Consider the following 14,153-nt stretch of genomic DNA (forward strand, 5'->3'; position numbering starts at 1 on the left):
ATCCCCCCGCCCGCAAACCCAGCACGATGTACATGATCGTCCCCGACATGGACACGGAAAGCCTATTGGCCCATTCCTGTGAGTCACTGGCTTCGGCGAGTGTCATGGCCAGCGATTTTGCGGCGCGCCTGCTTGGGCCTGACCGGCATGCGGCGATGGCGATTCAGCAGTTGGTCATGCTGGCCGAACTGGCGGTGAATCGGGCGCTGGATAATGTCGATCCGGCGTAATTTTTTCAGATAGACCGCGTTATCGTTCATCGCGAGCAAGCTCGCTCCCACATTGGGCCGCGTCCGTCTGGACAACTCGTTTACCTGTGGGAGCGAGCTTGCTCGCGATGGCGCTCGTTCGGGCAACCTGATTCCTGCCTATATCCCCGATCCCCCCGACTCCCTGTAAACTCCGCCTTCTTTACCCGACGCACAGGGAGCCAAAATGTCTGGTTCGATCCTTTATATCCACGGTTTCAACAGCGCGCCGGCGTCTAAAAAGGCCACGCAGTTGATGCAAGTGATGGAGCGGCTGGGCTTGAGCGATCAATTGCGTGTCCCGGCCCTGCATCACCATCCGCGTGAGGCCATCGGTCAGCTGGACAAGGCGATTGAAGAGCTGGGGCGGCCACTGCTGGTCGGCAGCTCACTCGGCGGCTACTATGCGACTCACTTGGCCGAGCGCCATGGCCTCAAGGCCCTGTTGATCAACCCTGCCGTCAGTCCGCACCGGATGTTCGACGGGTATCTGGGGACGCAGAAAAACCTGTATACCGATGAGGCCTGGGAATTGACCCACGACCATGTGACGGCCCTGGCCGAGCTGGAAGTGCCGGCGCCCCAGGATCCGCAGCGGTATCAGGTGTGGTTGCAGACCGGCGATGAAACGCTGGACTATCGCCTCGCCCAGCAGTATTACCGCGCCTGTGCCTTGCGTATCCAGGCCGGCGGCGACCATAGTTTCCAGGGTTTTGCCGCACAACTGCCGGCAATGCTGAGTTTTGCCGGTATCGGCGCAGATTTGTACCAGGCGATCGATTTCACAGCACTGTGAATGCTCGCCTCTTTTTCACAGAACACTTTTTATACAGGCGGACGACGAGACCCCATGGCCACTCCCAGCGCTAGCTCTTATAACGCAGACGCCATCGAAGTCCTCTCGGGCCTCGACCCGGTGCGTAAACGCCCCGGCATGTACACCGACACCAGTCGGCCGAACCACCTCGCCCAGGAAGTCATCGACAACAGCGTCGACGAAGCCTTGGCCGGGCACGCGACGTCGGTGCAGGTCATCCTGCACGCCGATCACTCCCTGGAAGTCAGCGATGACGGCCGTGGCATGCCGGTGGACATTCACCCGGAAGAGGGTGTTTCCGGGGTCGAGCTGATCCTCACCAAGCTTCATGCGGGTGGCAAGTTTTCCAACAAGAACTACCAGTTCTCCGGCGGTCTGCACGGGGTGGGTATTTCCGTGGTCAACGCCTTGTCGACTGAAGTCCGGGTGCGCGTAAAGCGTGACGGCAACGAATACCAGATGACGTTCGGTGACGGTTACAAGAAAACCGAGCTGGAAGTGGTCGGCACCGTCGGCAAGCGCAACACCGGCACCAGCGTATTCTTCGCACCGGACCCGAAATACTTCGATTCACCGAAATTTTCCATCAGCCGCCTCAAGCACGTGCTCAAGGCCAAGGCCGTTCTGTGCCCGGGGCTGCTGGTCAGTTTTGAAGACAAGGCCACCGGCGAGAAAGTCGAATGGCATTACGAAGACGGTCTGCGCTCCTATCTGGTCGACGCGGTCAGCGAATTCGAGCGCCTGCCGGACGAGCCGTTCTGCGGCAGCCTGGCCGGTAACAAGGAAGCGGTCGACTGGGCGCTGCTGTGGTTGCCGGAAGGTGGTGACAGCGTGCAGGAAAGCTACGTCAACCTGATCCCGACGGCCCAGGGCGGTACTCACGTCAACGGCTTGCGCCAGGGCTTGCTCGACGCCATGCGCGAATTCTGCGAATTCCGCAGCCTGCTGCCTCGCGGCGTGAAGCTGGCGCCGGAAGACGTCTGGGAACGCATCGCCTTTGTCCTGTCGATGAAAATGCAGGAGCCGCAGTTCTCCGGCCAGACCAAAGAGCGTCTGTCGTCCCGCGAAGCAGCGGCCTTCGTGTCCGGCGTGGTCAAGGACGCGTTCAGCCTGTGGCTCAACGCTCACCCGGAAACCGGCATGCTGCTGGCGGAACTGGCGATCAACAACGCCGGTCGTCGCCTGAAGGCCAGCAAGAAGGTCGAGCGCAAACGCATCACTGCCGGGCCGGCGCTGCCGGGCAAACTTGCCGACTGCGCCGGGCAGGACCCGATGCGTTCCGAGCTGTTTCTGGTGGAAGGTGATTCCGCCGGCGGTTCCGCCAAACAAGCGCGGGACAAAGAGTTTCAGGCGATCCTGCCGTTGCGCGGCAAGATTCTGAACACCTGGGAAGTCGACGGCAGCGAAGTGCTGGCCAGCCAGGAAGTGCACAACATCGCCGTGGCTATCGGTGTCGATCCGGGCGCGGCGGACATGAGCCAGCTGCGCTACGGAAAAATCTGCATCCTCGCCGACGCCGACTCCGACGGTCTGCACATCGCCACCTTGCTCTGCGCCTTGTTCGTCCAGCATTTCCGTCCGCTGGTGGATGCCGGTCACGTCTACGTCGCGATGCCGCCGCTGTACCGCATCGACCTGGGCAAAGAGATTTACTACGCCCTGGACGAAGCCGAGCGCGATGGCATTCTCGATCGCCTGGTGGCCGAGAAGAAACGCGGTAAGCCGCAGGTCACCCGATTCAAAGGCCTGGGTGAAATGAACCCGCCGCAGCTGCGCGAAACCACCATGGACCCGAACACTCGGCGTCTGGTGCAGTTGACGCTGGACGATTTCGAAGCAACCTCGGAAATGATGGACATGCTGCTGGCGAAGAAACGCGCCGGTGACCGCAAATCCTGGCTGGAATCCAAAGGCAACCTCGCCGAGGTCCTTGGCTGATGCGGGTTGGCTTTGCCCTGGCGTGTGCGTTACTCCTGACCTCCGTTTCGGCGCTTGCCGAACCGGCACCGGAGTTGCGCCTGTTGTCCGAGCATCCCGTCGACGGCATGCGCGGCGGCAACCTGTCGGGGCTGGCCCAGTGCGGCAAGGACCTGTGGACGATCTCCGATCGCGATGATGATCAGATCTACCGCCTCGATACCCGTGACACGGTCTGGCAGGCCGAAACCGTGGGCATCGGCGTTCCTCCGGTGCCGGACAGCGGTTTGCCCTGGGGCTTGCGCTCCCGGGCCTGGGTCGCGGCGTTTGTACGGGGCGGCGACCTGGACTTTGAAGGCATCACCTGCGACAGCGCCGGTAATCGCTACATCGTCAGCGAGTCCCATGCCGCGGTCCTGCAAGTGCCGCCTGTTGGGCCTTCGTCCTGGCTGAAAATCTCGCCCATGCTGGTTCGCGAAGCGCGGGCCAGCGGCATGCTGTTGCAATTCAATGGACTCTTTGAGGGCCTGGCAATCAATCCGGCGGGCGATCAAATGTGGCTCGCCGCCGAGCGTCAAAGCCGTGGCTTGCTGCTGATCAAGCGCAAACAGACGGTGTGGGATTGCGACGGTGGCTGCGTGCTGCTGAGCGAGGCGGGGAAAGAAATGCAGCCGGCACAGTTTCCACGGGCCAAAGCCGTTACTCGGGACTTCGCCGATGTATCGCTGTTCAACGGCAAGCTGTTTACCCTTGAGCGCAACGCTTACCAGATCTGCCGCCGCGACCCGGTGACGGCCAAGGTCGAGCGCTGCTGGTCGTTTGCCGATGAAGCCTTGCAGGAACACCGGCGCTACCAAAATCCGTTTGGCCTGACTGAAGCGTTGATTGTCGATGCCGAGGGTGCCTGGGTCGGCACCGACAACAACAACGATGCACGCGCCGATGGCGAGGTTCGCCCGGTGGTCTGGCGCTTCGCCGCGCCTGAAGGTGGCTGGAGTGCCAAGCCGTGAGCCAGCAAACGCCGGGAAAGCGCGCCGGACGGGTGTTCATGGTGCTGGCCTGGTGCGCGGCGCTGTTTCTGGCGACACGGTTTTTCGGGCAGTGGGAAGATCGGCAGCAAAATCCCAATGTGGTCGTCAGCTCGGAACAGGGCGACGGTTTTATTGAAGTGAAACTGGCCAGCAACACCCAGGGGCACTTCGTCGCCAGCGGCCAGATCAACGGCCAGCCGGTGGATTTCATGGTCGATACCGGGGCGACCGATGTGGCGATCCCGGCGGAAATGGCAGAACGGTTCAAACTGGAAAAAGGCTTCGGGGTGACCCTGAGCACCGCCAATGGTCGCACCGAGGGTTATCGAACCCGCGTCGACCGGCTGCAACTGGGCGACATTGTGCTGCGTGATGTGCGCGCCATCGTCGTGCCAGGCCTGGATGGCAAGCAAGTGCTGCTCGGTATGAGCGCGCTGAACAAACTTGAATTTACCCAGCGCGGTGGCACCATGCTGCTGCGCCAGACAACGAACCGATGAGGCCCGCATGAGCGACTCCCTTGATCTCAGCCTGGACGGTGTAGAACGCCGGTCATTGGCTGACTTCACCGAAAATGCCTACCTCAACTACTCCATGTACGTGATCATGGACCGTGCCTTGCCGCATATCGGCGACGGCCTGAAACCGGTACAGCGGCGCATCATCTATGCGATGAGCGAGTTGGGGCTGGACGCCGATTCCAAGCACAAGAAATCGGCGCGTACCGTCGGTGACGTGCTCGGTAAGTTCCACCCGCACGGCGACTCGGCGTGCTACGAAGCCATGGTCCTGATGGCCCAGCCGTTCAGCTACCGCTACACGCTGGTCGACGGCCAGGGTAACTGGGGTGCGCCGGATGATCCCAAGTCCTTCGCCGCCATGCGTTACACCGAGGCGCGGCTGTCGCGTTATTCCGAAGTACTGCTCAGCGAACTGGGCCAGGGCACGGCGGACTGGGGCCCGAACTTCGACGGCACGCTCGACGAGCCGCTGGTGTTGCCGGCACGTTTGCCGAACATCCTGCTCAACGGCACCACTGGCATCGCCGTTGGCATGGCCACCGACGTACCGCCACACAACCTGCGCGAAGTCGCGACAGCGTGCGTGCGTTTGCTCGATGAGCCCAAAGCCACGGTCGAACAGCTCTGCGAGCACATCCAGGGTCCGGATTACCCGACCGAAGCGGAAATCATCACGCCCCGCGCCGATCTGCTGAAGATGTACGAAACCGGCAAGGGTTCGGTACGCATGCGCGCCGTGTACCACATCGAAGACGGCGACATCATCGTCACCGCGCTGCCGCATCAGGTGTCCGGTGCCAAGGTGCTGGAGCAGATTGCTGCGATGATGCAGGCCAAACCGTCTAAAGCCCCGCAGATCGCTGACCTGCGCGACGAGTCCGACCACGAGAACCCGTGCAGGATCGTGATCATTCCGGGCGCGCGGAAGAACTTCGACCACGATGCACTGATGCAGCACCTGTTCGCCAGCACCGAGCTGGAGTCGAGCTACCGGGTCAACATCAACATCATTGGTCTTGACGGCAAGCCCCAGCTGAAAAACCTGCGTGCGCTGCTGGTCGAGTGGCTGGAATTCCGGGTTCAGACCGTACGTCGTCGTCTGCAATTTCGCCTCGACAAGGTCGAGCGTCGCTTGCACCTGTTGGACGGTTTGTTGATTGCCTACCTCAACCTGGATGAAGTGATCCACATCATCCGCACCGAGGAGCACCCGAAAGCCGCGCTGATCGAGCGTTTCGCCCTGAGCGAAATCCAGGCCGATTACATCCTCGATACCCGTTTGCGTCAGTTGGCGCGACTGGAAGAAATGAAGCTGCGCACCGAGCAGGATGAACTGCTCAAGGAACAAGCCAAGCTGCAAGCCCTGCTGGGCAGCGAAGCCAAGCTGAAAAAACTGGTGCGCACCGAGCTGATCAAGGACGCCGAGACCTATGGCGACGACCGTCGCTCGCCAATCGTCGAGCGCACCGAAGCCAAGGCCTTGACCGAGCACGATCTGCTGCCGAACGAGAAAGTCACCGTCGTGCTGTCGGAAAAAGGCTGGGTCCGTTCCGCCAAAGGCCACGAGATCGACGCCACCGGGCTTTCCTACAAGGCCGGGGACGGATTCAAGGCGCTGGCGCCGGGTCGCTCAAACCAGTTTGCGGTGTTTATCGACTCCACCGGTCGCAGTTATTCGGTGGCCGCGCACACGTTGCCATCGGCCCGTGGCCAGGGCGAGCCGTTGACCGGCCGTCTTACGCCGCCGCCAGGGGCGACTTTTGAATGCGTGCTGATGCCGGAAGACGATTCGCTGTACGTGATCGCCTCCGACGCCGGTTACGGCTTCGTGGTCAAGGGTGAAGACCTGCAAGCCAAGAACAAGGCCGGCAAGGCGCTGTTGAGCTTGCCGAACAACTCGAAGGTCATCCTTCCGCGTCCGGTAACGGATCGCGAGAATAACTGGCTGGCCTCGGTGACCACCGAAGGTCGCCTGCTGATCTTCAAGATCAGTGATCTGCCACAATTAGGTAAGGGCAAAGGCAACAAGATCATCGGGATCAACGGTGAGCGTGTGGCCAGTCGCGAAGAATATGTCACGGACATCGCCGTACTGCCGGATGGCGCCACCTTGGTGCTTCAGGCCGGAAAACGTACGTTGTCGCTGAAAGCGGACGACCTCGAACACTACAAAGGTGAGCGTGGACGTCGTGGTAACAAACTGCCACGTGGCTTCCAGCGGGTCGATGCGCTGCTCGTCGAAAACCTCAATTAAGCGTCCTAGAGCGCTCGATCTACGATTTAACGCGTAGATCGACGCTTTGGCGCTGGAGTCGGAACGCATATTCACGGATGATATGGCCTTTCAAGCGCCGGCGTGGCCGAGCGTTCTTCATATTTATTGAGTATTTTCACTGTGGTGAGCCTTGTGGCAACCACCTGGATGGGACGATGACTGCTCTGCGCCTTCCTTTTATTTTGATGCTCGCCGGCGTTCTTGGCCTGGCGGGTTGCAGCGTTCACCAACCGGTGTCGCTGTATCAGCTGGACAGCGGAAGTCCGGCTCAGCCTGCGCAAAGTGCGGGTATGGCGGTTTTGCTGGGCCCGGTAACGGTTGCGGATTACCTGCAGCGCGAAACCCTGTTGCAGCGACAACCCGATGGCAGCCTTCAAGCATCGCAGGACGGTCGTTGGGCGGGGAGCCTGTCTTCCGACATCGATCAGCTGTTGCTGCGTCAGGTAGCGGGCCATCTGGACAGCCAGCGCGTGGTGCTGGCACCGGCAACATTGGGCTTCACACCGGATGTTCAGGTGCTGCTGACGATTACTCGCCTGGACTCGGGCGAATCGCAGCCGGCGATCCTCGATGCGCAATGGCGTCTGATCGATCGTCGTGGTCAAGTTCGCGATAACCGCATCATTCACCTGCAGGAACAGCATGCAGGCGGCACGGCCGCCCAGGTTCAGGCTCAGGGCGTTTTGCTCCAGCGTCTGGCCGAGCAGTTGTCGGTGGCGCTCAAGCCGCTGGCTAATCAGCCGCCGATTGCAGAAGCGCCGAAGAAGCCTGCTCCGAAGCCTGTTGCACCCGCGGCCGAGCAAGAGAAGCAGCCGAAAATCCCGATGGCTTCGCCGATCCGGACCGATATGGAAGTGTTCAGGTTCTAAGCCTGGATTGATTCAACACAAAGCCCGCCGTGATGCGGGCTTTGTTGTTTCTGGAGGTTGGAGATCTCTGGTGCTGCTGATGGCCTCTTCGCGGGCAAGCCCGCTCCCACAGGTCCGGCGTCGTTCGCGCGATAGGTGTACGACACAAAACCTGTGGGAGCGGGCTTGCCCGCGAAGAGGCCGGAACAGCAACAAAAAAGCCCGCAGACGAGTGATCATCTGCGGGCTTCTCTTTACATCAGGGGCTAAGGCTTACGCCCGACGCTCATGCATCCGCGCCAGTTGCCGCTCCAGCATCGACGGATAAGGCTCCATCAACCGCTCCACACAACACGCGCCCTCAGGACTCGCAATCGGGCGAATCCGCGCACGCTGACGAATCAGCGCGTCGTCACTGATCTTGCGCTCCACCAGCAGCAGGTTGCGGCTGTGTTGCGAAAGGGCTAAGGCATCCTGAGCGGCTTCGGTCAGCAGCAGGTCGATCTGGCTCAGACCGAACAACTCGTCGCCCAGCGTCAGGCCCAGCTGCAATTGCAGAGTGATGCCACTGTCCGCGACTTCGATCTGCAACTGATGGCCCAAGGCTCGCAGCAACTCACCGCAGCAGATCGCGTTAGTCAGGTAATCGTCGCCGCTGTCTTCGGTGTGGAACAGCATCAGCGTGCTGCCATCGTTCAGGGTGTGCAGTTCGCTCTGATAGAGCGAAGCCGCCTGATCGAGGCAATCGCGATAGCGTTTCAGCAATTCTTCCAGGCGGGTGCGAGGCAGACGACGCAGCTGATCCTGAGCGCCCAGTTGCACGGCCAGGACGGCGCTGTGTTGTGGCACGTTCGAGATCACCGGTTTTGCGATCGGTTTAGGCGCAACGTCGGCCGATTCATCGCGCAAGTCGGCAAACGCATCATCGTCATCGTCGTCTTCAACGGTGCTGACACTGCGCCGCGGTGCAGGCTTGAGGCCGGCCACCGGCTTGCTTTCATCGAAACTCGGATCCCGCAGGTTGCGCACTTCGAAGGTCGGCTCGTTATCGTCGGCCTCTTCGTAGTCGCTTTCGTCGTATTCCGGCTCCGGCACAGGTTCCGGCTCGGCCGGCTCCGGCGCGAAGTTGGCGTGCAGCTGACGGGCCAGGTCGCCGATCTCGTCCTGGCGCTCGGTGGCCGGGGTGTATTCGTCGATATTGCGCAGCCACACCCGCAGTTGCAGCAGCGGCGTGGAGATGTGCCGACCCAGGCGCAGGCTCAAGGCCAGGGACAGGGCTAGCAGGATTGCACTCAAAATGCCCATGCTTTGCAGGCTGATGGTCATCGGCTGCTGGAACTGATCCATGTCCAGACTGATGCGCAGTTGCCCGGCGGTCACGTCCTGGAAGGTGATCTTGCTCTGGTACATGCCCTCGGCTTCGCCCAGCAGGCTGTGCTTGGGGCGCTGACCGGCTTCGGCGAGGATGCGGTTATCCACGCTATAAATCGCGGCGTGGGCCACCAGCTTGTTTTTGGTCAGGTTGTTGAGCAGCACGTTGAGGCTGAGGATGTCGTTGGACACCAACAGCTCCGTGGCGGAGGTGGCGGTCTGCGTGGTCAGGCTTTCGCCCAGCGCATCGGCCTGCTCGTGCATGGCCTGCTTGAACTGCAAACCCATCACACAGGCGTAGATCACCAGGGCCAGAGCGACCAGGATCACGTTATGGCTGGCGATGCGCAATGCAATCGGTACACGGCGGTGGCGCAGTGCACGGAAGATCAGCAGAAAGAAGTTATCGGTTTTTACTGGCGTGGGCCGGTTCACTTGAGCTCGGCTCTTTTGTCCGTGAAGTTGACGCGCAGTATAGCGACAGGCCCTAGACCGGCAAAGCGCTCACGGTGCCCGATGGTCACTGAAAGTGGGTAGAATGCGGTTTTTTTCCACTTGCGGGGGTGCGCCTTGCGCGAAATCGTCCTGATAAACATCACGGGAGTCGACCGACCGGGTCTGACTGCGGCCATTACCGGCGTTCTGGCCCAGGGTGGTGTGAACATTCTCGACATCGGTCAGGCGGTGATCCACGACACCTTGTCGTTCGGCATCCTGGTTGAAATTCCTGATACCGAGCAAGGCAAGTCGGTGCTCAAGGACATCCTGTTCAAGGGTTACGAGCTCGATCAACAAGTGCGGTTCACCCCGGTTTCCGAAGAGGATTACCAGCAGTGGGTGGGCAACCAAGGCAAAAAGCGCCACATCGTGACGCTATTGACCCGCAAAGTGACCGCCGGGCAATTGCAGGCCGTGAGCTCCATTACCGCAAAATATGGCCTGAACATCGATCACATCGATCGTTTGTCCGGGCGCATGCCATTGGACACCCCGGCCGACAAGGGCAAGGGCTGCATCGAGTTTTCCGTGCGCGGCGAAGCGGCTGATCCGCAAGCGTTGCGGGCCGAATTCCTCAGCGTCGCCCAGGAACTGAACGTCGACATCGCCTTCCAGGAAGATTCGCTGTTCCGCCGTAACCGTCGCTTGGCGGTATTCGACATGGACTCGACGCTGATCGAAGCCGAAGTGATCGACGAACTGGCCAAGGCCGCGGGCGTGGGCGATCAGGTGTCGGAAATCACCGAGCGAGCGATGGCCGGTGAGCTGGATTTTCGCGCCAGCTTCAAGGAGCGTCTGGCCTTGCTCAAGGGGCTGGACGTCAGCGTGCTGGATTCCATCGGTGCTTCGTTGCGTCTGACTGAGGGCGCTGAAACCCTGTTCGCCGAGCTCAAGCGTCTGGGCTACAAGACCGCGATCCTGTCAGGTGGCTTTACCTACTTCGCCAAGCAATTGCAGGCCAAGCTGGGTATCGATTACGTGTTTGCCAACGAACTGGAAGTGGTCGACGGCAAGGTCACTGGCGTGGCGGTCGAGCCGATTGTCGATGCGCAACGCAAGGCGGATCTGCTGAAGGAATTGGCGCACAAGGAAGGTTTGCGCCTGGAGCAGACCATTGCAGTCGGTGACGGTGCCAACGATTTGCCGATGCTGGCGATTGCCGGGTTGGGCGTGGCGTTCCGGGCCAAACCGTTGGTGAAGCAATCGGCGAAGCAGGCGATTTCCACCCTCGGGCTGGATGGCGTGCTTTATCTGCTGGGCTTTCGGGATCGTGACGGGCAGCTCTGAAGCCTGACTGGGCCCTCGCCACAGGTATTGGATTCACCTTCAAAGCGACTTCCACAACGAATCAAAATCCTCCTCAGCGCCGCTCCCTGCGGCGTTGTCGTTTCTGCTTGCCTCCAGCGAGCGATAAGCAAACTGATTAAAGCTGTTGGTGCTTGCCACCCGCCGATCCAGCCCGGCGCGGCGTTCCTGGCCGTTGGTGTTGATCAGCACTTTGTTGCCTTCCTGAAAGGGCAGGCGCGGGGCGAGTAGCGTGGCGGGCAGGTCGATGGCGCTGATTTCCGGCAGTAACAGGCCACGTAAATACTGACTATGATCGTCCCGCGTTCGCACCAGTTGCAGTCCGCAAGGCTCCGCGTACGGCGCGACCTGTTCGATCCCCATTTGCGTACCACCGCCCCGCACCTGACGAATCCAGCGCACCACCGCAATACTCCAGCCCAGATTGACAGAATCCTGGATGCCGACCATCTCGCCAGCCTGCAACTCCGCGGGCACTGCGTTGGGCCACGCCAGGCAATAACCGCCGGGGCTGTGGTTGATGACCGGCAGCGCGTACGTTGGAAAATGCCGATTGCTATCAGCCGCTTCATTGCTGTCGTCGTTCTGAAGGTGCGGGTATTCGATTTCTTCGTAGGGCAGCAAGGCATCGGCGGTGGCGTGGGGCGCCGCGTCGAACGCCTTGCTCCATTGATCGCTTTCCCGCCCTGTCGGAGACGTTGCCGAGAACTGCGCGATCCGGGTGCCGGGGTTTTTCAGAATATCGCTGAACGAACGCTCCCCGCCCAGATAGAAGTGCAGCGCGCTCATGCCCACGCACAGGGTCAAGGTGCCGTGGCCGACGGTGCGTTGAAAACTGCGCTCGGCCGCCTGTCCCCAGGCGGCATGCAGATGTTGCAGCGTATCCAGGCTGAGCCCGGACGGCACGGGCAGCGGCGGTGTGCCGACAGCGCCTTGCAAATGCGCTTCGATGGCGTCGACCAGTGGCTGCGGATCAATCCCCAGCAAACTGTCCTGCTGCTCGGCCCTGAACTTCGAACGATAGCGCGGCCCGGTGTCGAGGTCCGGCGCGACGGCAAACAATCCGTCAGCGGGCTGGCCGGGCTGCAACTTGATCCATCGGCTCCAGGGCTCCAGTACCTCGGCGAGCCGGGCGATCTGGTTCTGGCGCAGCTGATTGCAGCGTGAGGCGCCCAGCAGCAGGGCGGTCACGTACGTCTGTTCGATGCTCAGGGTTTGCGTCTGGCTGGCCAGTTCATCGCGCAGGCTCAGGTGCTGGAGTTTATGTGCGCAAGCGATCCGATACAGCTGATGCAGCTCCAGCCACAGGCCTTCCGGCACCGGGCAATACAGTTGAGTCGAGCGAATCAGCGGGCCGTTGAGGCAATGGATCGCCCGCTGCAGCGCTTGGGTAAGCAACGAGGCTCGATCCTTGCTGAAGCGCGGAGTGATGCGTACGACGATCTGTTTGTAGCCAATCGCCAAGTGGCTTTGCAGGGCCTGGCAGAGGTTGGCGATCTTGCGCGAACGCTCGTCGAGCACAATCGCCTGATGCAGGAAATGCCGCTCCAGGTGTTTGCAGACGTAATACACCTCGGGTCGCAACAGTTCGAGCAGTTGCAGGCGATTGTCGCTGGGGGTGAGCAGTTGGTTGAGTTCGCTCAAGCCTTGATAGAGCAGGCGAGCGGTTTCGCCGATGTTGGCTTTGGGCAGGTTGGCGATCCAGCGCTTGAGGTCGCGTGGCGTCGGTTCACAGAATGTCAGGCGCAACTGCGTCGGGATCGGCGCACGCAGCAGCAGGTGAGGACTGGTCTCATTCATGCCGTGGAAAACTCCAACCGGGAAATGGGCAGTGAATGACCTGACTGTAGCACCTACGGATGTCGACCGTTTGTCTGTCAGCCGAGTCCCGCTCGTGCGTACTACTAATCTGACACACGTGCGACTGGATACGCACGGTCGTGCGGCCTGCTGCCTACGCAGGGCAGGTCTCTTGTAACTTCAAGGAGATGAAGTTTATGTCTAGATACGTAGTGGCAAATCAATGGGGCGGTAGTTCGGCACCCTGGCATCCGGGCGGAGACTGGACGTTAGGCGCGCGGGACAACCAGAACGTGGTCGCGATCGAGATCAAATCGGGCGATGGCGGGAAGAGCTTCACCGGCACCATGACTTACGCGGGTGAAGGTCCCATTGGCTTCAAGGCTCAGCGCACGGGCCAGAACCAGTACAACGTGGAAAATCAGTGGGGCGGCAACGACGCTCCATGGCATCCGGGTGGCAAGTGGGTCATCGGCGGCCGTGATAATCAGAACGTTGTCGCGTTGAGCGTCACCTCCAATGATGGAGGGAAAAACCTCAGTGGCACCAATACCTACGCCAACGAAGGGCCGATCGGCTTCCGTGGACAGATAGAGTAACGGCGCTACCGAAATGTCCGCCCCTTCGAAGACGTTCGACGGGGCGGATTAGCCAGATCAGGCGTTCGGCAGGCCCAGCGCCTGGCCCATTTGCACGGGCGACAGGGCGCCAAGCCCTTCAACCCATTTCACCTGGTCCGGCCCGAACAGCACGACAGCGGTCGAACCCAGTTTGAAGCGACCCAATTCCGCACCTTTTTCCAAATGGATCGGCGCGCGGGCGGCTTCGTCGTAACGGAAGGTTTTCAGCTCGCGTTTCGGCGGCGTCACCAGCCCGGCCCACACGGTTTCGATCGACGCCACGATCATCGCGCCCACCAGCACCACGGCCATCGGCCCGCGCTCGGTGTCGAAAATGCACGCCACACGCTCGTTGCGAGCGAACAGTTCCGGCACGTTTTCGGCGGTGGTCTGGTTGACCGAGAAAATCCGGCCCGGGATGTAGACCATCTCGCGCAAGGTGCCGGCCAGCGGCATATGCACGCGGTGGTAGTCCTTCGGCGACAGGTAAATCGTCGCGAAATCGCCGCCCATGAACGGCGCCGCATTCGCGGCATCACCGCCGAGCAACTCCAGGACGCTGAAGCTGTGGCCCTTGGCCTGGAACACACGGCCGTGTTCGATCGGGCCGAGCTGGCTGACCGCGCCGTCGGCCGGGCTGAGGATCGCGCCCGGGGTTTCGTCCAGTGGGCGAGCGCCGTCTTTCAAGGCGCGAGTAAAGAATGCGTTGAAGTGCTCGTAAGCCGTCAGGTCTTCGACCAGCGCCTGGGACATGTCCACCTGGTAGCGCTTGGCGAACCAGGCGGTGAAGGCGTTCTTGAACCAGCGCACGCGGCATTCGGCAATGCAGCCGGCCAGTCGCGAGAGCAAGTGGTGAGGCAGCAGGTATTGGCTGAGGATAAACAGACGCTTATTCATTAACT

11 protein-coding genes and 1 pseudogene are annotated in these 14,153 nt (G+C 61.0%); 9 read left to right on the plus strand and 3 right to left on the minus strand.

Annotated features, from left to right (window positions below; genetic code table 11):
• Nucleotides 1-11 precede the first annotated feature (11 nt).
• The 7 genes and pseudogenes from ACA053_RS02455 to ACA053_RS02485 form a co-directional block, all read left to right on the plus strand.
• Nucleotides 12-230: pseudogene (locus ACA053_RS02455) on the plus strand (DUF6124 family protein); the annotation flags it as partial.
• Nucleotides 231-435: 205 nt separating this feature from the next.
• A complete protein-coding gene (locus tag ACA053_RS02460; RefSeq protein WP_497315185.1) occupies nt 436-1,044 on the plus strand; it encodes a YqiA/YcfP family alpha/beta fold hydrolase in 609 nt (202 codons plus the stop codon).
• A gap of 54 nt (nt 1,045-1,098) precedes the next feature.
• Complete coding sequence (gene parE / locus ACA053_RS02465) at nt 1,099-3,003, plus strand: DNA topoisomerase IV subunit B (protein WP_253435498.1); 1,905 nt, start codon at nt 1,099-1,101, stop codon at nt 3,001-3,003.
• Complete coding sequence (locus ACA053_RS02470; protein WP_109627683.1) at nt 3,003-3,992, plus strand: esterase-like activity of phytase family protein; 990 nt, start codon at nt 3,003-3,005, stop codon at nt 3,990-3,992. Before parE ends, ACA053_RS02470 begins: the two co-directional genes overlap by 1 nt.
• Entirely contained in the window at nt 3,989-4,513 is a 525-nt protein-coding gene (locus tag ACA053_RS02475) for a retropepsin-like aspartic protease family protein (protein ID WP_497394470.1), read from the plus strand. Before ACA053_RS02470 ends, ACA053_RS02475 begins: the two co-directional genes overlap by 4 nt.
• A gap of 7 nt (nt 4,514-4,520) precedes the next feature.
• Nucleotides 4,521-6,788, plus strand: a complete 2,268-nt coding sequence (parC, locus tag ACA053_RS02480) for a DNA topoisomerase IV subunit A (protein ID WP_109627685.1) — start codon at nt 4,521-4,523, stop codon at nt 6,786-6,788.
• 176 nt (nt 6,789-6,964) lie between these two features.
• Entirely contained in the window at nt 6,965-7,678 is a 714-nt protein-coding gene (locus ACA053_RS02485; protein ID WP_497315190.1) for a PqiC family protein, read from the plus strand.
• A 252-nt stretch (nt 7,679-7,930) separates the two neighbouring features.
• Here the strand turns inward: ACA053_RS02485 and ACA053_RS02490 are convergent, their stop codons facing one another.
• Nucleotides 7,931-9,463, minus strand: coding sequence for an AhpA/YtjB family protein (locus tag ACA053_RS02490; RefSeq protein WP_497394471.1), 1,533 nt, complete (start codon nt 9,461-9,463; stop codon nt 7,931-7,933).
• A gap of 135 nt (nt 9,464-9,598) precedes the next feature.
• Here ACA053_RS02490 and serB point away from each other — a divergent pair, with 135 nt between their 5' ends.
• The gene (gene serB / locus ACA053_RS02495) at nt 9,599-10,813 is read left to right on the plus strand and encodes a phosphoserine phosphatase SerB (protein ID WP_054053330.1); all 1,215 of its coding nucleotides are present in this window, start codon (nt 9,599-9,601) and stop codon (nt 10,811-10,813) included.
• 39 nt (nt 10,814-10,852) lie between these two features.
• Here the strand turns inward: serB and ACA053_RS02500 are convergent, their stop codons facing one another.
• Nucleotides 10,853-12,631: a cyclic-di-GMP receptor FimW-related protein gene (locus tag ACA053_RS02500; RefSeq protein WP_497394472.1), complete on the minus strand. Its 1,779-nt coding sequence runs from the start codon at nt 12,629-12,631 to the stop codon at nt 10,853-10,855.
• A 197-nt stretch (nt 12,632-12,828) separates the two neighbouring features.
• Here ACA053_RS02500 and ACA053_RS02505 point away from each other — a divergent pair, with 197 nt between their 5' ends.
• A complete protein-coding gene (locus ACA053_RS02505; protein WP_094469425.1) occupies nt 12,829-13,230 on the plus strand; it encodes a lectin OAA family protein in 402 nt (133 codons plus the stop codon).
• Between the two features lie 57 nt (nt 13,231-13,287).
• On the opposite strand, the gene asd is transcribed toward ACA053_RS02505, so the two are convergent.
• Complete coding sequence (gene asd / locus ACA053_RS02510; RefSeq protein WP_497307402.1) at nt 13,288-14,148, minus strand: archaetidylserine decarboxylase; 861 nt, start codon at nt 14,146-14,148, stop codon at nt 13,288-13,290.
• Between the last annotated feature and the right edge of the window lie 5 nt (nt 14,149-14,153).

This window comes from Pseudomonas sp. LBUM1672 (assembly GCF_059695655.1).

Coding starts and splice junctions, on each gene's coding strand:
- ACA053_RS02485 (WP_497315190.1), top strand. CDS start 6,965: ATGACTGCTCTGCGCCTTCCTTTTATTTTGATGCTCGCCGGCGTTCTT.
- ACA053_RS02505 (WP_094469425.1), top strand. CDS start 12,829: ATGTCTAGATACGTAGTGGCAAATCAATGGGGCGGTAGTTCGGCACCC.
- ACA053_RS02470 (WP_109627683.1), top strand. CDS start 3,003: ATGCGGGTTGGCTTTGCCCTGGCGTGTGCGTTACTCCTGACCTCCGTT.
- parC (WP_109627685.1), top strand. CDS start 4,521: ATGAGCGACTCCCTTGATCTCAGCCTGGACGGTGTAGAACGCCGGTCA.
- ACA053_RS02460 (WP_497315185.1), top strand. CDS start 436: ATGTCTGGTTCGATCCTTTATATCCACGGTTTCAACAGCGCGCCGGCG.
- ACA053_RS02500 (WP_497394472.1), bottom strand. CDS start 12,631: ATGAATGAGACCAGTCCTCACCTGCTGCTGCGTGCGCCGATCCCGACG.
- asd (WP_497307402.1), bottom strand. CDS start 14,148: ATGAATAAGCGTCTGTTTATCCTCAGCCAATACCTGCTGCCTCACCAC.
- parE (WP_253435498.1), top strand. CDS start 1,099: ATGGCCACTCCCAGCGCTAGCTCTTATAACGCAGACGCCATCGAAGTC.